19 protein-coding genes and 1 riboswitch are annotated in these 20,200 nt (G+C 66.2%); of the genes, 12 read left to right on the forward strand and 7 right to left on the reverse strand.

Annotated features, from left to right (window positions below; translation table 11 throughout):
* The first annotated feature begins 54 nt into the window (after positions 1-54).
* A riboswitch (cobalamin riboswitch) is annotated at positions 55-219 on the forward strand.
* A 66-nt stretch (positions 220-285) separates the two neighbouring features.
* Positions 286-2,304 (forward strand): TonB-dependent receptor, encoded by a 2,019-nt coding sequence (locus KW845_RS15885; protein WP_218370276.1) that lies wholly within the window; start codon positions 286-288, stop codon positions 2,302-2,304.
* Between the two features lie 142 nt (positions 2,305-2,446).
* The gene (locus KW845_RS15890; protein ID WP_218370277.1) at positions 2,447-3,460 is read left to right on the forward strand and encodes a cobalamin-binding protein; all 1,014 of its coding nucleotides are present in this window, start codon (positions 2,447-2,449) and stop codon (positions 3,458-3,460) included.
* Between the two features lie 32 nt (positions 3,461-3,492).
* Here the strand turns inward: KW845_RS15890 and KW845_RS15895 are convergent, their stop codons facing one another.
* Positions 3,493-4,437: a LysR family transcriptional regulator gene (locus tag KW845_RS15895; protein ID WP_218370278.1), complete on the reverse strand. Its 945-nt coding sequence runs from the start codon at positions 4,435-4,437 to the stop codon at positions 3,493-3,495.
* Positions 4,438-4,463: 26 nt separating this feature from the next.
* Between KW845_RS15895 and KW845_RS29495 the strand changes: the two genes are divergently transcribed.
* The 6 genes from KW845_RS29495 (at position 4,464) to KW845_RS15925 (ending at position 9,616) form a co-directional block, all read left to right on the forward strand.
* Positions 4,464-5,063: a RidA family protein gene (locus KW845_RS29495; RefSeq protein ID WP_255592698.1), complete on the forward strand. Its 600-nt coding sequence runs from the start codon at positions 4,464-4,466 to the stop codon at positions 5,061-5,063.
* A gap of 182 nt (positions 5,064-5,245) precedes the next feature.
* Positions 5,246-6,145, forward strand: a complete 900-nt coding sequence (locus KW845_RS15905; RefSeq protein WP_370628239.1) for a tripartite tricarboxylate transporter substrate binding protein — start codon at positions 5,246-5,248, stop codon at positions 6,143-6,145.
* Between the two features lie 32 nt (positions 6,146-6,177).
* Positions 6,178-7,290, forward strand: coding sequence for an LVIVD repeat-containing protein (locus tag KW845_RS15910; protein WP_218370281.1), 1,113 nt, complete (start codon positions 6,178-6,180; stop codon positions 7,288-7,290).
* 5 nt (positions 7,291-7,295) lie between these two features.
* Positions 7,296-8,318: a GTP-binding protein gene (locus KW845_RS15915; protein WP_218370282.1), complete on the forward strand. Its 1,023-nt coding sequence runs from the start codon at positions 7,296-7,298 to the stop codon at positions 8,316-8,318.
* Complete coding sequence (locus tag KW845_RS15920) at positions 8,319-9,290, forward strand: WD40 repeat domain-containing protein (protein WP_218370283.1); 972 nt, start codon at positions 8,319-8,321, stop codon at positions 9,288-9,290.
* Between the two features lie 35 nt (positions 9,291-9,325).
* Entirely contained in the window at positions 9,326-9,616 is a 291-nt protein-coding gene (locus KW845_RS15925; RefSeq protein ID WP_218370284.1) for a hypothetical protein, read from the forward strand.
* 69 nt (positions 9,617-9,685) lie between these two features.
* On the opposite strand, the gene KW845_RS15930 is transcribed toward KW845_RS15925, so the two are convergent.
* Positions 9,686-11,176: an aldehyde dehydrogenase family protein gene (locus KW845_RS15930; RefSeq protein WP_218370285.1), complete on the reverse strand. Its 1,491-nt coding sequence runs from the start codon at positions 11,174-11,176 to the stop codon at positions 9,686-9,688.
* Positions 11,177-11,394: 218 nt separating this feature from the next.
* On the opposite strand from KW845_RS15930, the gene KW845_RS15935 reads away from it, so the two are divergent.
* From KW845_RS15935 to KW845_RS15950, 4 genes are all read left to right on the forward strand, one after another.
* Positions 11,395-12,204 carry a thiazole synthase gene (locus KW845_RS15935; protein WP_218370286.1) on the forward strand — a complete coding sequence of 270 codons (810 nt, stop codon included), beginning with the start codon at positions 11,395-11,397 and terminating at the stop codon, positions 12,202-12,204.
* Positions 12,201-13,025 (forward strand): bifunctional hydroxymethylpyrimidine kinase/phosphomethylpyrimidine kinase, encoded by an 825-nt coding sequence (gene thiD / locus KW845_RS15940; protein ID WP_218370287.1) that lies wholly within the window; start codon positions 12,201-12,203, stop codon positions 13,023-13,025. The genes KW845_RS15935 and thiD overlap by 4 nt, the downstream gene beginning before the upstream one ends.
* A gap of 92 nt (positions 13,026-13,117) precedes the next feature.
* On the forward strand, positions 13,118-13,798 hold the full coding sequence (locus tag KW845_RS15945) for a protein-L-isoaspartate O-methyltransferase (protein WP_218370288.1): 681 nt from the start codon (positions 13,118-13,120) through the stop codon (positions 13,796-13,798).
* 10 nt (positions 13,799-13,808) lie between these two features.
* Positions 13,809-15,140: a TolC family outer membrane protein gene (locus KW845_RS15950; RefSeq protein ID WP_218370289.1), complete on the forward strand. Its 1,332-nt coding sequence runs from the start codon at positions 13,809-13,811 to the stop codon at positions 15,138-15,140.
* Positions 15,141-15,193: 53 nt separating this feature from the next.
* Here the strand turns inward: KW845_RS15950 and KW845_RS15955 are convergent, their stop codons facing one another.
* The 5 genes from KW845_RS15955 to KW845_RS15975 all read right to left on the reverse strand — a co-directional run bounded on the left by KW845_RS15955 (position 15,194) and on the right by KW845_RS15975 (position 20,134).
* Positions 15,194-15,679: an adenylyltransferase/cytidyltransferase family protein gene (locus KW845_RS15955; RefSeq protein ID WP_218370291.1), complete on the reverse strand. Its 486-nt coding sequence runs from the start codon at positions 15,677-15,679 to the stop codon at positions 15,194-15,196.
* A gap of 38 nt (positions 15,680-15,717) precedes the next feature.
* Positions 15,718-16,602 (reverse strand): ferritin-like domain-containing protein, encoded by an 885-nt coding sequence (locus KW845_RS15960; RefSeq protein WP_218370293.1) that lies wholly within the window; start codon positions 16,600-16,602, stop codon positions 15,718-15,720.
* Positions 16,603-16,767: 165 nt separating this feature from the next.
* Positions 16,768-18,321, reverse strand: coding sequence for a ubiquinone biosynthesis regulatory protein kinase UbiB (gene ubiB / locus KW845_RS15965; protein WP_218371395.1), 1,554 nt, complete (start codon positions 18,319-18,321; stop codon positions 16,768-16,770).
* Positions 18,322-18,325: 4 nt separating this feature from the next.
* Positions 18,326-18,964 (reverse strand): SCP2 domain-containing protein, encoded by a 639-nt coding sequence (locus KW845_RS15970; protein ID WP_218370294.1) that lies wholly within the window; start codon positions 18,962-18,964, stop codon positions 18,326-18,328.
* Between the two features lie 165 nt (positions 18,965-19,129).
* Positions 19,130-20,134 (reverse strand): Tim44 domain-containing protein, encoded by a 1,005-nt coding sequence (locus tag KW845_RS15975; RefSeq protein WP_218370295.1) that lies wholly within the window; start codon positions 20,132-20,134, stop codon positions 19,130-19,132.
* Positions 20,135-20,200: the final 66 nt, after the last annotated feature.

A 20,200-nucleotide genomic window follows, 5' to 3' on the forward strand; every position in this document is an offset into this window, starting at 1 on the left:
CGAAAACCAACGCTTGATGGTAACAAAACGGGTCGCGCCGCGCCCGCGGGTGATACAGTTCGGCCCCGAACCGGTGCTTCCGGGGCGCTTGCGCGCCGGAAGGTAAACGGGAAACAGGAAGGTGCCACGCGCCCAGCCTGTGCTGCCCCCGCAACGGTCCCCATGCCGCGCCCTGCGCCGCATGGCAGCCCGATACCGGCCGGTTCGCCCACCGGGGACGCGCCTTGCGCGCGCCCCTTATCGAGAACGACGTGCGGGGTCGCGCGTCACACCGAGGTTCGTTCGATGAAATCCCGCTTCTTCCGGCGCACCGCCGGTATGTTGACTTGCGCCGTGCCCGCCCTGGCCGCCGCCCAGCAAGATCCGGCCGGCGCCCCCGCCGTTCCCCAGCTCGACACCGTTACGGTTACCGCCTCGCGCGTGCCCACCGACGCCCGCGACCAGCCGGTGCAGGTATCGGTGCTGACCGCCGAACAGATACGCACCAGCAGCGCGGTCACCGTGCAGGAATTGCTGTCCAGCCAGGCTGGCATCCACGTCATCAACAGCACCGGCGCGGCCGAACAGGCGATGGTCGACCTGCGCGGCTTCGGCCTGACAGGCCCCGGCAACACGCTGATCCTGATCGACGGCGTGCCGCAGAACAACAACGACCTGTCGGCCCCATCGCTGGGCACGGTGCCGCTGGACCGCATCGAGCGCATCGAGATCGTGCGCGGCAGCGGCTCGGTGCAATATGGCGGCGGCACCACGGGCGGCGTCATCAACATCATCACGAAGCGCGGCAACACCAACGGCAAGCCGGTATCGGCCAGCGTGACCGGCACCGTGGGGAACTTCGGCCTGCACCAGCTCGACGCGGCCATCGGCCTGCAAAACGAGCACGTCACGGTGGATGTCTACGGCCAGACGCTGCGCACCGACAATTATCGCGACAACAACCGCGAAAGTCGCGACAGCGGCGGCGTGGGCCTGGGCTTTCGCCACGACACCGGCGCGGTGCGCCTGTACGCCCGCACCACCCGGCAAAAGCTGGGGCTGCCCGGCCCGCGCCGGGTCGATCCGGCCACCGGCCTGAACGAATACGAAGACGACCCGCGCGGCACGTCGACCCCCGACGACTTCATCAAGACCCAGACCGATGCCTTCGGCGTGCAAGTCGAACAACGCCTGGGCGCCGGCACGCTGTACGCCGACCTGGGCCAGCGCGACAAATCGTTGACCGGCTTCACCGGCAGCGCCTTCGGCGACACCACGCGCACCCAGGACCTGAGCGAGACCACGGGCAGCGTGCGCTACCACCTGCCCGTGGCCGGCCGGCATGCCCTGGTCATGGGCGTGGACATGCTCGACAGCGATCTGGACGCCACCAACGAATACTCGTTCTCGCCCATTGGCGACCGCTGGCGCGCCGAGCAGCACCAGCATGGCGTGTTCGCCGAAGCCCAGGTGCAGGCCACCGACACCACCCGCATCACGCTGGGCGGGCGCCGCCAGTACGCCCGCGACCAACTGGAAACCCTGTCGGGCTTCAGCGGCAATTCCGACGAAACCCGCCACCTGGGTGCCTGGCAACTGGCGCTGCGCCAGGAAGTGGCGGCCGGCTTCAGCGCCTACGGCAAGGTGGGGCGCAGCTTCCGCCTGGCCAACTCCGACGAGCTGCTGTACGTGGCTACCCCGCTCAAGCCGCAGACCTCGGTCGACAAGGAACTGGGTATCCTGTGGCAATCGGAAGCCTCCAGCGCGCGGCTGACCTGGTTCCGCTACGACCTGACCAACGAAATCCAATACAACCCGGTGACGTTCTCGAACATCAACCTGGAACCCACCCGCCGCCAGGGTGTCGAGCTGGAAGGCCACCACGCGCTGACCCGCACGCTGGCGCTGGACGCCAACGTGACGTGGCTGCAGGCCGAATTCCGCTCGGGCACCTACAACGGCGTGGACCTGGCGGGCAACACGGTGCCGCTGGTGCCGAAGTGGATGGCCAACCTGGGCGCCACCTGGCGTCCGGACGGCAAGCTGTTCGTCAGCCTGGCGGCGCAGTATGTCGGCAAGGCGCGCATGGACAACGACCAGACCAACGAGTTCGACAAGCAGCTCGATGACTACGTGCTGGTCAACGGCAAGATCGGCTATGCGTTCACCAAGAACGTGTCCGGCACGCTGGCGGTGAACAACCTGTTCGACCGCGAATACGCCACCTACGGCATCCGGTCGGGCAGCATGGGGCCGACCGGCGCCTATAACCTGTACCCGGCCGCCGGCCGCAATGTGCAGGCGGCGCTGACCATCCGATACTGATGGAGACCCATCCCCGAAGCGCTACGCGCTTTCCACCTCGCGGCTGGCAGGCCGCTCGGATTCGCCAGGCATGGAACAGTCCTCAAGGACTGTTCCATGTCCGCGCTCATCCCCTCAAGGGGGCGACGCTGGCGGACCGGAAATGAAACCCACCCCCAAAGCGCTGCGCGCTTCCCCCCTCAAGGGGGCGACGCTGGCGAACCGGCAAAGCCGGCTCCGCGGCGTCCCCGGTCTGGCTGCATCTGTTTTATTTGCGGGTGGGTCGCGTGGCGCGGCGGGACGGCTGCGGCGGCTGGCCGCGGCGCTGGCGGTCGGGCTGGCTGCTGCCGCGGCGCAGGCGGGCCCCATTACGGTGCACGACGACCAGGGCCGCGCGGTGACGCTGGCGGCGCCGGCGCGGCGTGCCATCACGGTCGCCCCGCACGCCACCGAGCTGGTCTACGCGGCCGGTGCCGGGCGCTACCTGGCCGGTGCCGCGCGCGGCAGCGACTATCCACCGGCGGCCCGCGCCCTGCCCTCTATTGGCGACGCCTTGCGGCCCAGCCTGGAAAGCGCCGCCGCGCTGCGGCCCGACCTGCTGATCGCCTGGCAGCCCGCCATGCCGGATCCGCTGGGCGACCTGATGGGCCGGCTGGGCGTGCCGGTGTACTACAGCGACCCGCGCACCCTGGCCGCGATTCCGGATGCGGTCGAAACCATGGGCCGGCTGTTCGGCACCGAAGACCAGGCCGCGCCCGCCGCCGCCGCCCTGCGCGCGCGGCTGTCGGCGCTGTCGGCCCGCTACGCCGGCCGCACGCCAGTGCGAGTGTTCATCCAGGCGGGCCTGCAACCCATTTACACCTTGAACGGCGCCAGCATCGTCAGCGATGCCGTGCGCCTGTGCGGCGGCGTGAACGTATACGCAGACGCCGCCATCCTGGCGCCGCAAGTGTCGCTGGAAAGCGTGCTGGCGGCGCGGCCGGATGCCGTGCTGGTGGGCACGCTGACCCCAGGCGACACCCAGGCCAGCCGCCAGGCATGGCAGCAGCGCGGCCTGCCGGCCGCCCTGCACGGGCGCATCTACGGGCTGGACGCCGACTCCCTGTACCGGCCCGGGCCGCGGCTGGTGGATGCCGCGGAACAGCTGTGCGCGGCATTGGACGAAGCGCGGCGCTAGACGTGCCATGACGGCCGGCCGGCCGGCGCCGATCAGGGCACCCGATGCTCTGCTCCGGGCACCGCGCCAGCCGCAAGACTGCGTTCCGAGACCTGGCTACCGATCCACGCACAGAATGCCTGCACGATCGGGTCGTCGGCCTTGTTTTCCGGAACTACCAGGTAGTACGCCTTATCGGTGGGCAGCGGTTCGTCCAGCATCACTTGCAGCGTCCCGGCCTGCAATTCGTTTTCGATGAGATAAGTGGGCAACAGCGCGGCGCCCATGCCGCTTGCCGCGGCCGCGATCAGCATCGAGAACTGGTCGAAATGATGGCCCCGATAAGCCGCGCCGGTATCCAGGCCCAGCCCATCGAACCACATTTCCCACGCTGTGGAACGTGCATTCACATGCAGCAGCGGAACTTCGGCCAGGTCATGGGCGCTTGCCACGGGGTGCGTTCGCAGCAGCGACGGACTGGCCACGGGCAGCACGACTTCGCGGCACAGGTAAACGCACGACGCATGAGCCCAGACGGGGCGGCCGAAGTGCACCGCAACATCGAAGGGGACGAATTCGCCTGAGAACGACGGCATGCTGCCCTGGAAACTGACGACCGTATCGGGATGCCGGGCCAAGAACTCGGGCAGGCGCGGAATCAACCAGCGGCTGCTGAACGTGGCAGGCGCCGCCACGCCAAGATGATTGCTGGCCTGCGCCCCCGCCATGAAGTGCAGCATCGTGCCCTCGACGCTGTCGAGCAGGCGCCGGGCTTCCGGCAGCAGCCGGGCTCCGGCCGCCGACAGGCTGACCCGTTGCCGCACGCGATCGAACAACTGCAAATCAAGCCGGGTTTCCAGTTCCTTGATGTGGCGGCTGACGCCGCTCTGGGTCAGGTTCAGTTCTTTACCCGCCTGGGTGAAGCTGCCGTGCCGCGCCGCGCATTCAAACGTTTGCAGGATGAGCAGATTCGGAACAAGACGCCGGTTCAGTTTCATTGTTGTCAGGTGGCAAGGCCGAGGTGATGAAGTTTTCAGATGACCCGATGTCATTTCATCGCTTTCACCCCCTGGATGAGCTTGCTAGGATGACCTCAGATGAATTACGGGGCGCGGGACTCGGCCATGGGCTGAGCTCGAAGGCGTACGACACAACGCTCGGCTTGCCGATCGGCATGTTGGATGTCGTGGATATTACGAACGCCCGGAGCCCTTGTCCAGCAGTGCCGTCTGGCGATTTTGCTCGTGAAAACCGGTACCCACTCATCGACATTGGCTGCGCCATGGAATATCTGGAAAGTAATGCCCGCTATAGCAAGGCCGTCATCCACGGCGACACGGTGCATCTCGCCGGCCAGGTCGCCCCTGATCCGGGCGAGGATGTCATCGGGCAGACCCGGCAAGTACTCGAACAGGTCGACATGCTGCTGGGCAGGTGCGGATCCGACAAGTCGCGCGTCATTTCCGCACTGGTCCTGCTCAAAGACATGCGCGACCTCGTAGCGGTCAACACGGTATGGGATGCATGGGTAGTACCCGGGCGGACGCCGGCGCGCACGCCGATGGAAGTGCGGCTGGCCGACCCGCGTTTTCTTGTCGAGATTCAAATCGTGGCGGCGCGCTAGCTGGCGCCGCGCCGGGCCGCGACAGGCGTACACGCCGATACCAAGGGGGAACGAACCCGATCCAAGTGCCTATGTCATGAAGTCGAAGGGGCCGCCGAACCGGCAGGCACCTCATTTCAAGGGGAAAAGCAATGAAAAGGGCAATAGTTGCATTACTGCTGACGACGATGTCAGGGATTGCTGTGGCAGAAGCGCCGAGCGGCCCGGTCACGATGATCAATCCGTTCACGGTTAGCGGGCTGACAGATCTGGTGGCACGCATGGTGATCGAAAAAGCGCGCCACCGTTTCCCGCACGGCGTGGTGGCCATGAATCGGCCCGGCGCGGGCGGGTCGATCGGCATCGCCGCGGTGGTGCAATCCAAGCCGCAGGAACTCACTATCGGATTCACGCCAACGGGCGCCATTGTCGACGTGCCCCAGATCAACGACGTGGCCTACAAGACCCCCGACGACATCGCCCCGATCATCAACATCGTATCGTCGTATCAACTGCTGGCTGTACGCGCGGAAGCACCCTGGAAAAGTGCGCAGGAGTTCATCGCGGCGGCCAAGGCCGCGCCCGGCAAGCTAAGCCTGGGCTACACCGGCGTGGGCACCGCGGCGCACCTGAACATGGCGCAGTTGCTCCAGGCCGCCGACATCAACGTCCTGGAAGTGCCGTATCCCGGCTGGTCGCAAAGCAGCGTGGCCCTGGTCGGAGGCCACGTGGATGCGCTGGTCATCAACGCGGGCGAGGGCCGCCCCATGCTGGACGACGGCCGCCTGCGCATACTGGGCGTGTTTCAGGCGGAGCGCGTCGGCTACTACCCCGACGTACCCACCTTCAAGGAACTGGGCTACGACATCGGCGTGCAACTGCAGTTCTTCTTCTTCGGGCCGAAGAACATGGATCCCGCCGCCCGTCGCTACATGCACGACGCCTTCAAGGAGGTGCTCGACGACCCCGATTTCAAGAATTTCGTGGTCTCGCGCGAAGTCAGCATCAATTACATGGATGGCGACGCGACCAAGGCAATGCTCTGGTCCGAATACAAAGCACACACAGAGTTGCTCAAGTCCCTGGGCTTGCTCAAGAAATAACTTCACATCGAGTGATCGGGAGAAATCGCGTCATGGCGGACATCAAAGGATTGAAGTGTGTCGGACACTTCGACTGCGCGGGCGGTGGACAGGTTTATGTGCAGGGCAAGTATGCGTATATCGCGCACATGGAAGCCCCGGCCGGCACAACCATCCTGGACATCAGCGATCCCGCGCGGCCCAGGCAGGTTGCCCATATCGCGATTCCGGAAGGAGTGCACAGCCACAAGGTCCGGGTCGAGAATGACCTGATGCTGGTCAACTGGGAATGTCCGCCGCCCTACATACTGGGCGAGAACTTCCAGGGCGGGCTGGCCATCTACGACGTTTCAGACCCACCGAATCCCAAGCAGATCTGCTTCTGGAAAACCGCCGGCACCGGTGTGCACCGCTTCGATTTCGACGGACGCTATGCGTACATCACGCCGGAAGTCGAAGGCTACCACCTGAACATCGCCATGATCCTGGATCTGCAGAATCCCGCCAAGCCCGAAGAGGTGGGTCGCTGGTGGATGCCCGGCCAATGGGTGGCCGGCGGAGAAACGCCCGACGAAGGGTACCGCATGACGTGGTGCCACCAGGTACTGCGCCGGGGCAACCGGCTGTATGTCGCCTATTGGCATGGTGGCATGGCCATCCTGGACATCGAGGACATGAGCAAGCCGAAGCTGGTATCCCGGCTGGTATATAGCCCGACCTTCCCGCATCCCACTCATACCGTGCTGCCCATGCCGTTCGAACTGAATGGCCGCAAGATCGCGGTGGTGGCGGACGAAGATGTGCGCAAGCTGCGACCCTCGCCGCCGCCGTTCATGTGGCTGGTCGACATTACCGACGAAACCCAGCCCGTTCCGATTTCTACCTATCAAATCGAGGGGCTGGAGGGCAAGGACATGCCCGAGTACACCGGCTGCCACCAGCCTGCCGAGCAGGTATACGGAACCGAAATCCCGGTGGCCTGGTTCGCCAATGGCCTGCGCATCGTGGATATCAAGAATCCGCACGCGCCGCGTGAAGTCGCGCACTTCGTGCCTGATATCCCGGGATTCGACCGCGCCTCGACGAACGATGTCTTCCTGACCCGGGAAGGCCTTATCTACATCATCGACCGAAACCGCGGGATGCACATCCTGGAACGCACTTGAACGCCATGGCCACCGCACCGGAGAAGATACCCGTCACCGTCCTGACCGGCCACTTGGGGGCCGGCAAGACCACCTTGCTGAACCGCATCCTGACGCAGCAGCAAGGCAAGCGGTACGCGGTCATCGTCAACGAATTCGGCGAAATCGGCATCGACAACGATCTGATCGTGGAGTCCGAAGAAGAAATCTACGAGATGAACAACGGCTGTGTCTGCTGCACCGTGCGCGGCGACCTGATCGGGGTGTTGCAGAAACTGCTGCGGCGGCCGGGCAGGTTCGACGCCATCGTGCTCGAAACCACCGGCCTGGCCGACCCGGCTCCCGTGGTGCAGACGTTCTTCATGGATGAAGAAGTGCGGCAGAAAACCGCGCTGGACGGGGTGGTCGCCATGGTCGATGCCCTGCATCTGCCGCTGCGCCTGGCCGACAGCATCGAGGCCGAGAACCAGCTTGCGTATGCCGACGTAGTCTTGATCAACAAGACCGACCTCGTGTCGGCACGGCAGACTCATGACATCGAGCGCCGCGTGGCCGGGATCAACCCGCATGCGGCCCGGTATCGAACCCGGCAGGCAGATATCGACCTGTCCCGGATCCTGGCTATCGGTGCATTCGACCTCGATCGCCTGAGCGATATCGACGGCTTCTTTACCAACGACCGGCCCTGCCACGCCGGCCCGGATCATGTGCATGACGAACATTGTGGCCACGAACCCGCGGCCCCCGGGCATCTGGCCGATATCCAGTCGGTCTCGCTGCAGGCGGGCGCATTGGACGGCAATCTGTTCTTCCCCTGGATCCACAAGCTGGTCGAAGAGCAGGGCCAGGACATCCTGCGCCTGAAGGGCATTCTTGCCCTGCGGGACGAAGCGCGGAAATACGTCATCCAGGGCGTGCACATGATCGTCGAGGGCGAACATCAACGCCCGTGGGGCCCCGACCAGGCCCGCCACAGCCGCCTGGTGTTCATCGGCCGCAAGCTGGATGCGGCCGCGCTCCGGCACGCCTTCGAGCGTTGCCAGGCCTGAATGCGGACGCTGTGCCGCATCGACATCGGCAGTGCCTGCCTGATGGCCGGCTACCTGGCCGATGGCGCGTACTTCCTGGCGGCAGATGGCGTCATGCATGTCGCACGCCCCGAGAGTCGCCATGCGATACGCCTGCACCAGGGCGACATCCTGGCCGCGCAACGCCTGCCCGGAGGCGGGTTGCTGTCGGCGGGCGAGGACGGATGCCTCATGTCCACCTCTGGCGAGGGCGCGATCTGCCTGGCCCGCACGGGAAACAAATGGGTTTCGGCGCTGGCCGTGGCCAAGGACGGCACAGTGGCCTATGCCAGCGGACGAATGGTCTGGCTGCAGGAAAGCGAGGGCACGTGGTCCGAGCATCCACAGGCCCGCGCCGTCGAGTCGCTGGCATTCGACGGCACCGGGCGGCTGCTGGCCATGGGACTCTATGACGGCGTCATGTTGCACGAACGAGGCCATGCCGGCCCGCCGCGCTGCCTGCCATGGAAAGGCGTCTCGACGCGCATGGCTTTCTCGGCCGATGGCCGGTTCCTGATAATGGCGATACGTAACGCCGCACTGCATGGCTGGTGCCTGGACACATCGCGGCACTTCCGCATGCTGGGCTACGCCCAGCCCGTGACGGACTGGTCATGGACGCCCGACAGATGCTGGCTGGCCACCAATGGCAGCGCGGGCGCCGCGCTTTGGCCGTTTGCCGCCCAGACAGGGCCGGTCGGACTGGCCCCACTGGAACTTGGTGTCCGGCCGCAGCATCATGTGACGGCCGTCGCGTGCCATCCCATCCAGCGCTGGATCGCGGTCGGATATTCGGACGGCGCGATCATCCTGGAAAGCCTGGACGGCGATCGCCGCAAAATCATCGGCCAGGCCGGCCGCGACGCCCTCGCCGCCCTGGCCTGGCACCCGGACGGGACCCGGCTGGCTTATGGATCGCAATCGGGCAGTTGCGGCGCCATCCTGGTCACCTGAATCGCCAGTTGCATTTTTTTGCCAAGGACTCGCCCATGTGTGCAGATTTCGATTACGAAGATCGCGGGTACTACCGCACGACGCTTCCCCCGTCGGAAGCGCTGATTCAGCAGACCCGCGAGGTCGAGGCCGCCATGCAAGGCCCCCGCGTGCCGGAAGAGGCCTGGGCGGCATTCTTCAATACGGCATGCGGCACCATCGACATGCGCGCATTCGAACGCATGTTCGCGGCGCGCAAGGTCGCCGTGGCCTACCTGGCGATCCAGCAATCGCGCCATGCCCGGCCCCGGCCATCCACCACCGGATTGCGCTGCGTGGGCGACTGAGCCGCGCACGCGTCGCATCGCGCGGGCAGGTGCCGGCCCTTGTACCGGGCCGGCCCGCCGCGCCAGAGGTCAGTCGAAGCTGATGCCCTGCGCCAGGGGCAGTTCGCGCGAGTAATTGACCGTGTTGGTCTGGCGGCGCATGTAAGCCTTCCAGGCATCGCTGCCGGACTCCCTGCCTCCGCCCGTTTCTTTTTCGCCGCCGAATGCTCCGCCGATCTCGGCGCCGCTGGTGCCGATATTGACGTTGGCGATCCCGCAGTCGCTGCCCAGCGCGCTTTGAAACAATTCGGCCTCTCGCAGGTCGGTCGTGAAGATGCACGACGACAGGCCTTGCGGCACCTCGTTGTTCAAACGGATGGCCGCACCGGTATCGGCATAGCTCATCACGTAGAGAATGGGCGCGAAAGTTTCGTGACGCACCACCTCGGTTTGCGCCGGCATTTCGACAATGGCCGGCGACACGTAATAGGCATCGGGATATTCCGCCTGCAGCCGGCGCTCGCCGCCATACACCCTGCCACCGCCGTCGCGCGCCCGGGCCAGAGCGTCCTGCATGGCATCGTAGCTGGCCTTGTCGATCAGGGGCCCCACCAGATTACCTTGCAGCGGATGGCCGATACGGACCTTGGCGTAGGCCGACTTCAGGCGAACCACGATCTCGTCTTTGATGGACTCGTGGGCAATCAGGCGGCGCAGCGTCGTACAGCGCTGGCCGGCGGTTCCCACGGCGGCGAACAGGATGGCCCGCACCGCCAGGTCCAGGTCGGCGCTGGGCGCCAGAATCATGGCATTGTTACCGCCCAGTTCCAGGATGCCGCGGCCAAAACGCGCCGCCAGGCGCTGGCCCACTTCCCGCCCCATCCGGGTGCTGCCGGTGGCGCTGACCAGCGCCACGCGCGGATCGTCCACCAGCGCCTGGCCGGCCGCGCGGTCGCCGACCGACACTTGGCTCAAGTCCTGCGGAGCGTCGCCGAATTCGCGCATGGCCTGCTCCAGCAAGGCCTGGCTGGCCAGGGCAGTCAACGGGGTCTTCTCGGAAGGTTTCCAGATGACGGCATTACCGGCAACCAGCGCCAGGGTAGTGTTCCAGGCCCATACCGCCACCGGAAAGTTGAATGCGCTGATGACGCCGACAACACCCAGCGGATGCCAGGTTTCCCGCATGTGGTGGCCCGGCCGCTCGGAGGCGATCGTCAACCCGTATAGCTGGCGCGACAATCCGACCGCGAAGTCGCAGATGTCGATCATTTCCTGGACTTCGCCCAAGCCCTCCTGGGTGATCTTGCCGGCTTCCCAGGACACCAGTTCCCCCAAGGCCTGCTTATGGCGGCGCAAGAGATCGCCGAACAAGCGCACCAGTTCGCCGCGCCGTGGCGCCGGCACGGCGCGCCAGAGATCGAAGGCGCGTTGCGCACGCTCGATTTTGGCCGCCATGGCAAGCGGGTCATCCAACTGGACCGAAGCGATGCGGCTGCCGTCGATGGGAGTATGGATGGCGTGCGGGCCGGCAGTATACGCAGACCGATCCACACCGAGACTGGCCATGAGATGGTCAACCATGGGGGGTTCCTTGGAAAGGGTGGAAAAACACAGGGTTGGGCCAGTATGCAGTCGGCGCGACGGCCCCGCCAAACGATGAAAACCGCTCGGATCATTCCGTTTAGTCATGACCCGGGCGGGCCTGCCCGGACCACCTGCCGCCCGGTGCTTTATCATGGACATATCGCCAGCCTGCCGCATGCGCCGGCAACCGCATTTTTTCCCCTGCAAGCATCGCCATGACCACTCCTGATACCCTGACCATCGCCGGGCGCGAATACCAGTCGCGTCTGCTGGTGGGCACCGGCAAGTACAAAGACTTCGCACAGACCCGCGCCGCGCTCGATGCCAGCGGCACCCAGATCGTCACGGTGGCCATCCGCCGCACCAATATCGGCCAGAATCCCGGCGAGCCCAGCCTGCTCGACTACGTGCCGCCCTCGCAATTCACGCTGCTGCCCAACACCGCCGGCTGCTATAGCGCCGACGATGCCGTACGCACGCTGCGCCTGGCACGCGAACTGCTCGACGGCCACGACCTGGTCAAGCTGGAAGTACTGGGCGACTCGCACACGCTGTTTCCCAACATGCCCGAAACGCTGCAGGCCGCCAAGACCCTGGTCGCCGACGGTTTCAAGGTCATGGTGTATTGCACCGACGACCCCATCCAGTGCCGCATGCTCGAAGACCTGGGCGTGGTGGCCGTCATGCCGCTGGCGTCGCTGATCGGCTCGGGCATGGGCATCCTGAACCCCTGGAACCTGCGCCTGATCATCGACCAGGCGCGCGTGCCGGTGCTGGTCGACGCGGGCGTGGGCACGGCCTCCGATGCCGCCATCGCCATGGAACTGGGGTGCGACGGCGTGCTGATGAACACCGCCATCGCCGGGGCGCAAGACCCCATCCTGATGGCCGGCGCCATGAAAAAGGCGGTGGAAGCCGGCCGCGAAGCCTTCCGGGCCGGCCGCACGCCGCGCAAGCTGTACAGCGGCGCCCCCAGTTCGCCCACCGAAGGCCTGATCACCGCCGCCCCGGCCGCCGCGCGATGACTGCCTCCCGGCCCATCCCGAATGCCTTGAGCATTGCCGGGGTCGATCCTTCCGGCGGCGCCGGCGTGCTGGCCGACGTCAAGACCATGAGCGCGCTGGGCGCCTACGGCTGCGCGGTCATTGCCGCGCTCACGGCCCAGAACACCCAGGGCGTCACGGCCATCGCGCCGGTGCCGCCGGCCTTCGTCGGGCAGCAGATCGACACCCTGTTCGCCGACGTGCGCATCGACGCGGTCAAGATCGGCATGCTGGGCCAGCAGCCCGTTACCGTCGTCGTGGCCGAGAAACTGGCCAAGTGGCTGCCCGCCCACGTCGTGCTGGACCCGGTCATGGTCGCCAAGAGCGGCGACCTGCTGCTCGAGCGCGAGGCGGTGGGCGCGCTGCGCGAGGCGCTGCTGCCGCAAGCCACCCTGCTCACGCCCAACCTGCCCGAGGCCGGCGTGCTGCTCGACGAGCGCCCCGTCGAGACCCTGAAAGAGATGCGCCGCGTGGCCGAACGCCTGCGCAACATCATGGCCTACACTGGCCAGCGCTGGGTGATGCTCAAGGGCGGGCACCTGCCCGGCAACGACACCATCGACCTGCTGCATGACGGCGACCGCATGATCGAACTGCCCGGCCACCGCATCGAGACGCGCAATACCCACGGCACCGGCTGCACGCTGTCGGCCGCCCTGGCCGCGCTGCTACCGCAGGTCGACGACGTGCCCGAGGCCGCCCGCCGCGCCAAGGCCTACCTGGCCGAAGCGCTGCGCCATGCCGACCGCCTGCAGGTGGGCTCGGGCCACGGCCCCACGCACCACTTTCATGCCTGGTGGTAGGCCCCGTCTGACCCTCACCGGGCCGGGTGCGCAAAAATGCAACGAATCAGTACAATGTCCTGTTGGATTTTCCTGAGTTTTCCTTTGCCGTCATGAACGCTTCGACCCTACCCGACGTAGAACAAGCCCGCTTCAACATGGTGGAGCAGCAGATCCGCCCCTGGGACGTGCTCGACCCCAAGGTGCTGGACACCCTGTTCGCGGTGCGCCGTGAACAATTCGTGCCCCCGGCGCTGCGCGCCCTGGCGTTTTCCGACCTGGAAATCCCGTTGCAGATCAACGCGGTCGATACCCGCCAGACCATGCTGGCCCCCAAGGTCGAGGCGCGCCTGACCCAGGAACTGCAACTTACCCCCACCGACTGCGTGCTGGAAATCGGCACGGGCTCGGGCTACCAGGCGGCGCTGCTGGCGCGCCTGGCCCAGCAAGTCACGTCGGTCGAGATCGACAACCGCCTGGTGGCGTTCGCGCAGCAGAACCTGCAAATGAACAACGTCACCAACGTCAAGGTCGAGACCGGCGACGGCCGCAATGGCTGGGGCACCACCGAATACGACGCCATCCTGGTCACCGGTTCGGTGCCGGTGGTTCCCGACGCCGTGAAGTACCAGTTGCGCGTCGGCGGCCGCCTGGTGGTGATCGTCGGCCAAATGCCCATCATGACGGCCTGTCGCATCACGCGTACCACGGCCGCCAGCTTCGAAACCGTCAACCTGTTCGAAACGGTCGTCAAGCCGCTGCGCGGGGCCACGGTTTCGCAGTTCAAGTTCTGATTCTCGACGCATGCGCGCCGGATCGCTTGCAGGCACGCTGGTCCTGGCGCTTGCCGCATGCCTGGGCGCGCCGGCCCAGGCCGCCGAAGACCTGCTGCAGGTCTGGCGCCTGGCATTAGCCAAAGATCCGCTCTACGCCGCCGCCCGCGCCTCGTATCGCGCGTCCATCGAGCAATTGCCGCAAGCGCGCGCCGACCTGTTGCCGGCGGTCAATGCCGAAGTCGGTGGCGCCTACGAAGAAACCCGGGCCACGCGCAACATATCCACGCGTCGCCGCGACGGCACCCGCGGCACCTGGGACTTGATCCTGACCCAGCCGCTGTACGACTGGTCGCGCTGGCAGCGCTACGAGCAAGCCAAGCTGGGGGTGGCCGACGCCGAACTGCAGTTGCAGCAGGCCTACCAAGACCTGCTGCTACGCGTCTCGGATGCCTATTTCAACGTATTGGCCGCGCAAGACACCCTGACTGCCACTGAAGGCGAGAAAGCCGCGGTGGGTGCCCAACTAGAAGCAGCCAAGCGCAATTTCGAGCTGGGCAATTCCACCATCACGGATACTTACGAAGCCCAGGCCCGCTACGACCTGGTGGTGGCGCAAGAACTGCTGCAGCAAAATGCCCTGGACGTGCTGCGCGACCAGTTGGCACAGATCATCGGCCAGCCGTCGGGCGCGTTGGCCGAACTGCCCGGCAGCGTGCCGTTGCCGCCCCCGCAGCCTGCCCGCCAGAACGATTGGTCGACCCAGGCCGAGGCTGCCAGCCTGACAGTGGCGCGCGCCCAACTGCAAACCCAGATCGCCCAGCGCGACATCCAGGTGGCGCGTAGCGGCCACTATCCTACCTTGAGCCTGCGTGCCAGCAGCGGCAACGCCATCGGCGCGAACCGCGACGTTGCTGGCAGCCGTGCCGTCGACAGCTCGGTCGGGCTGGTGTTGTCGGTGCCTATTTATTCGGGCGGCGGTGTTTCTTCTCAGGTAACAGAAAAAGTCCAACTCGAACAAAAGGCGCGCAACGACTACGAAGCCGCCCGCCGCCAGGCAGTGCAGCTGGCCCGCCAGTACTACACCGGCGTCGTCGCCGGCCTGGCCCGCATCGCCGCGCTCGAAGCCGGCGAAAAATCCAGCCGCGCGGCGGTACAGGCCAATCAAACCGGCTACGAAATCGGCGTACGCATCAACCTGGACGTGCTCAACGCCCAGCAACAGCTCTACGCCACCCAGCGCGACCTGGCCCAGGCCCGCTACCGCACCCTGCTGGATGGCCTGCGGCTCAAGGCCACCGGCGGCATCCTGTCGGAAGCCGACCTGGAAGCCGTCAACCGCCTGCTACGCCTGCCCAACTGAGCCGCCGGCCGAACAACTCATCCGCCCTGGGCCAGGCACCGGCAGCGGGCTGCCTACCCGCGTATTCTCTTGACCAGCGACGTCGTCGACCGCTCGAACTCGAACGGAATCGCCAGCGCGCGTCCCCCCCAGGTCTTGACCAGGGCGGTCTCGGGCAGGGTTTCCATGTCGTAGTCGCCGCCCTTGACGATCAGGTCGGGGCGCAGTTCGCCAATGATCTCGACCGGCGTGTCTTCATGAAACCAGGTCACCGCGCTGACGCAACCCAGCGCCGCCAGCAGCGCGGCGCGGTCTTCCTGGCGGTTGAGGGGCCGATCGTCGCCCTTGCCCAGGCGGCGCACCGAATCGTCGGTATTGATGGCCACCACCAGCGTGGCGCCCAGTTGCGCGGCCTGGTCCAGGTAAGTGGCATGCCCCCGATGCAGGATGTCGAACACGCCATTGGTGAACACCAGCGGCCGGGGCAGCTTGCCCAGGGCGATGGCGGCCGCGCAGGCGTCGCGGGACAGGATCTTGGATTCGAAACGGGCGGCGGACATGCGGCGATTGTACGACGCTGTCCGCCCGCCCCGCCTCGTCAGGTGCCGGCCGGAACGATCAGCTCGGACTGCCCACCGGCCGCGGCCAGCTGGTTGATTTCCTTGCGATAGCGGTTCAGGTCTTTCACCGTATCGAAGCTGCGCCCCATCAGGCTGGACAAGATGTGCAGGATGCGGCTGGCCACTTTCTGTTCCCAGTTGCCGTCGAAGCGGATCTGCGTATCCAGCCAGTGTTCCAGCCAACCGGGCTCGGGCAGTCGAGACTGCACCGTGTCGTTCGGGAACAGGCCCTTGTTGACGTGCAGGTTGGTCGGGTGCATGGCCTGGGCCGTGCGGCTGGCCGATGCCATCAGCACGCCGATCTTCGAGAACGACAGCCGGGCCTGCTCGCTGACGCGCTGGCCGCGATCGTGCAGGGCCCGGCGCATGTACTGCAAGTAGGCGCCCGCGTGGCGTGCCTCGTCGCGCGAGATGGTCTGGTAGATGGCCCTGATGACCGGCTCGGTATGCCATTCGGCGGCGCGACGATACCAGTGGTTCAGGCGCACCTCGCCGCAGAAGTGCAGCATCAGCGTCTCGAGCTCGGGTGCCGGATCGAATTCAAAGCGCACCTTGTGCAGCTCTTCTTCAGTGGGCACCAGGTCGGGGCGGAAACGGCGCAGGTATTCAATCAGCACCAGCGCATGTTTCTGCTCTTCGAAAAACCACACCGACATGAACGCGCAGAAATCGCTGTCGCCGCGATTGTCGCGCAGGAACATCTCGGTGGCCGGCAATGCCGCCCATTCAGTGATGGCGTTCATCTTGATGGTATACGCCTGTTCGTCCGACAGCTTGCTGCGGTCGAAGTCGTCCCAGGGTATGTCGCTTGCCATGTTCCAGCGCACGGCTTCCATGGTCTTGAAGAGTTCAGGATAAAGCATGGTGTGCCCTTGTTGGTCCCGCGTGGGGCTATATAACTTCAAAAGAATGCCGTTCGTTCGTCACGGCCCGGACCCTGCGCTATCGCGCAGGGTTATTTATCGCCGGACCGCACGAAACTGTCATGACAATTCGATGACTAATTCATGACATTTCGGCCCGACAGGTCAGCGGGTAAGTGCCCACAGGGCTACCCCCACTGCCAGCGCCAGCACGGCCGCCAAGGCGGCCAGCAGGCGATTGCCCTGTTCCTGCGACTGCCGCAGGCGGGTCATTTCAAGCAGCAATTTCGGTGCCACATCGGGCCGGCTGAGCTGCTCGTGCATCAGCCGCGGCAGGGTCGGCAGTATCTGCGACCACTGCGCGGCTTCCTTGGACAGCGATTTGCGCAGGCCATCCAGGCCCATGCGCTGGCGCATCCAGTTTTCCAGGTACGGCTTGGCGGTTTTCCAGAGGTCGAGGTTGGGATCCAGCTGGCGCCCCAGCCCCTCGACGTTGAGCAGCGTTTTCTGCAGCAACACCAGTTGCGGCTGGATCTCGACGTTGAAGCGGCGCGAGGTCTGGAACAAGCGCAACAGTACCTGCCCCAGCGAGATCTCGGCCAGCGGCCGGTCGAAATAGGGTTCGCACACCGCGCGTACCGCGCCTTCCAGTGCCTCTTCGCGCGTGTCGGGCGGTACCCAGCCCGATTCGATATGCAACTGCGCCACCCGCCGGTAGTCGCGGTGGAAGAACGCCAGGAAATTCTGCGCCAGGTAATTCTTGTCGAACTCGGACAGCGAGCCGACGATGCCGAAATCGAGCGCGATATAACGCCCCAGGGTCTCGGGCCGGTCGGACACATAGATGTTGCCCGGGTGCATGTCGGCGTGGAAAAAGCCGTCGGAAAACACCTGGGTGAAGAAGATGTCGACCCCGCTGCGTGCCAGCGTGGCAATGTCGATGCCCGCGGCGCGCAGGCGGTCGATCTGGCCCACCGGGATACCGTACATGCGTTGCATGGTGAACACAGTGGAAGTCGTGTATTCCCAGATGACCTCGGGCACGATCAGCAGGTCGCCGCGTCCGGAGGCCGCATCGAAATTGCGCCGCAACTGGCTGCAATTCGAGGCTTCGCGCACCAGGTCGAGTTCATCGTGCAGATAATTGTCGAACTCGGCCACCACTTCGCGTGGCTTCAGGCGACGGCCATCGGGCCCGGTGCGCTCGACAATGCGCGCCACGATGCGCAACAGCGACAGGTCGCGCTCGATGGCGCGGCGCATGCCGGGCCGCAGCACTTTCACCGCGACTTCGCGGCCGTCGTGCAGCACGGCGAAATGCACCTGGGCGATCGAGGCCGAGGCAACCGGGTCCACGTCGAATTGGGCGAATAACTGCGCCGGCGCGGCACCCAGCGCGGCCTCGATGCAAGCGGCCGCCTGGACCGACGGAAACGGCGGCACGCGGTCTTGCAGCAGCGCCAGTTCGTCGGCGATGTCGGCCGGGATGAGGTCGCGCCGGGTGGACAGCACCTGGCCGAACTTGACGAAGATCGGGCCCAGCGATTCCAGCGCGCGCCGCAGCCGCAACCCGCGCGGCGCGCGCGGCCGCATGCCCAGCCGGATCAGCCAGCGCAGACCGTTGGCCAGCGGATGATTCAGGCTGGACAGCACCAGGTCGTCCAGGCCGAACCGGAACGCCACATACAGGATGCGTAGTACGCGCAGGAAGCTGGGCATGGAGTCAGGCGCCCCGCTGTCGCGCCAGGCGGGCCAGGCGTGCATCCAGCTCGGCCGCCTTGCGCGCCACGGCATCGCCGTGCCGGCCCAGTTCGGCCAGGTCTTGGTGCCACTGGGCCAACAGCGGCGCCCCGGCCAGCACACCACGCTCTTCGGCCAGGTATTCCGACACGTTGCGTCCCAGGCTGGTCGCCGCGGCGCGTACGCCCTGGTTGGCCGCGCGCGCGCCGGCCGCCAGGCGCGCCGCCGGAATATCGCCCACCACGCGGGCCAGGTCGTCTTCGGGATCCCAGCGCAAGTTGGCGGCCAGGTCGGCCACTACGCGCGCAAGCGCGGCATCGCCGGCAATGTGCGTGGCCTCGGCCACGTCGGGCTTGTCTTGCCCGGGCAGCAGGCGCAGCGGATTGAATTTGGCCGGATCGACGGTCAGGGTCACGTCGGGCACCACGGCGGCATCGGCCAGGTCGGCATACCCTTCGCTGTTGATGGCCAGCCCGGCCGCGAATCCACCCAGCGCAAAACGCACTGTCTTGCCGGCATGGCGCGCCAGGCGTTCACGTGCCCAGGCTTCGCGCGCCAGCAAGGTATTAAGCGCGCGAACCGCCAGACGCGGGGGGGTGGGCAATACGGAAAAGGGCAGCATCTATGCTAGGGGGCCTGCCTGCTGCAGGCCCGGCCGAATAAACGGACAAACCCGGAGTTTACCGGGTCGGGCGCATGCCCGCCCCGCATGCGCGGCGTCGCACCGCTGAATGCCGGGCGGCAGGTCCTTGCCAGGCCGGGCGCCGCGGTAGGCGCCCGGGGCCGATCAGCTGGCGTATTCGACCGGAATTTGCTGGATGCCGGCCAGCAGCCAGCCGCCTTGCTGCGGCTTGTACAGGTTCCAGACCTCTTCGAAACGGAACGCCTCGGTGCCGGGAGCCTCGCGCAGCATGCCCGAGAAGCGCACGCTGGCCAGATGGCCGTCGGACACGGTCTCGATGCCCAGCAATTCGGCGTTGAGCAGCACCACTTCGGTCTGGTTGGCGGTGGCGCCGCGCTCGGCCAACTGCTGCTTCAGCTCAGCGATCAGGTCGTCGGTCAGGAAGTCGCGCAGGCGGTCGGTATCGCCCTTGTCCCAGATGGCCTGGATTTGCACGAACTGCTCTTTGGCCCTTTTCAGGAACTCGGTGCTGTCGAAGTCACCTGGGATATACCAATTATCGTTGCTGCCTTCGGCAGGCAGGGCAGCGGCAGCAGGCGCCACTGACGCAGCTGGCGCCGCGGCCGGGGCAGCCGCCGGGGCCGCCGACTGGCGCCACAGGGGTTGCTGCTGGCCCTGCGGGTTGCCTTCGCGCGCCGCACCGGAGCCGTAGGCGCCCTGGGTGGCATGACGCGGACCCGCGCCGCGCAGGCGGCGCACGATGAAGATCACCGCGAACACGACCAGGGCGATCAGCAGCATGCTGGACAGGGCTTCGGCAAAAGCGCCCGACAGGCCCAGGCTCGACAGCAGCGCGGCTATGCCCAGGCCGGCGGCAATACCGGCGATGGGGCCCAGCCAGCGCGACATGCCGCTCTTGGCGGCGGTGCCGGCCGCAGCGGTGCCGGCGGCAGCACCCGCTGCGGGGGCGGCGGCGCGGTTGGTGGTGGTGGCGGCAGCAGGCGGCGTGACGGCCTGGCGCTGCTGGGTAATGTTGCTGGACTGACGGCCCATGCTGCTGCCACCGCCCATGCGACGGGCTTCGGCATCGAACGACACTGCCAGCATGGCGGTACCGGCGACGGCGATCAACGCAGCGGCGAGCAGCCGGGAGAATCCGGAACGTGACATATTGCGTGACTCCTTGAGCGCAAGGCGCCCGGTTGCGGGCGCCGCCAGACCGCAGCGCGGCCGGCA

Origin of the sequence: Bordetella sp. BOR01 (assembly GCF_019218885.1) — a bacterium.
Classification (GTDB): domain Bacteria; phylum Pseudomonadota; class Gammaproteobacteria; order Burkholderiales; family Burkholderiaceae_B; genus Bordetella_A.